At 73.1% G+C, this 268-nt stretch carries 2 protein-coding genes; both read right to left on the bottom strand.

From position 1 onward, the window contains the following. A partial coding sequence (locus tag HKX41_11725; GenBank protein NNC24802.1) for a hypothetical protein occupies window positions 1-138 on the bottom strand: 138 nt, incomplete at its 3' end. Further along, window positions 135-268 (bottom strand): TolC family protein (locus tag HKX41_11720; protein ID NNC24801.1); only part of this gene is annotated, 134 nt, incomplete at its 5' end. The genes HKX41_11720 and HKX41_11725, both read right to left, overlap by 4 nt.

The following is a 268-nucleotide window of genomic DNA, read 5'->3' as shown; positions in this document are numbered from 1 at the left end:
GTCGGCATGGCCTTCGCCGGCGTGGTCGTCCTTGCCTTGCGCGGCGGCGGCCGGCGCGGCGGGATTTTTTTCCGCGCCGCCGCAGGCGCTCAGGGTCAGGGCCAGCAGGCCCGCGGCGATCAACAGTTCGGGCTTCATGGCGTGGCTCCTGCGGGGGCGGTGTTGGCGGCGAGGAAGGGCTCGCCGGTGAGGCGCTGGATTTCGATCAGCGCCAGTTGCGCGTCCAGCGCGGCGTCCAGGCGTTGGCGCCGCACCGCGACGCTTTCGG

Origin of the sequence: Salifodinibacter halophilus (assembly GCA_012999515.1) — a bacterium.
Lineage (GTDB): Bacteria > Pseudomonadota > Gammaproteobacteria > Nevskiales > Salinisphaeraceae > Salifodinibacter > Salifodinibacter halophilus.
The sequence above is the reverse complement of the archived record's forward strand: the minus strand, read 5'-3'. Positions and strand labels throughout refer to the sequence as shown.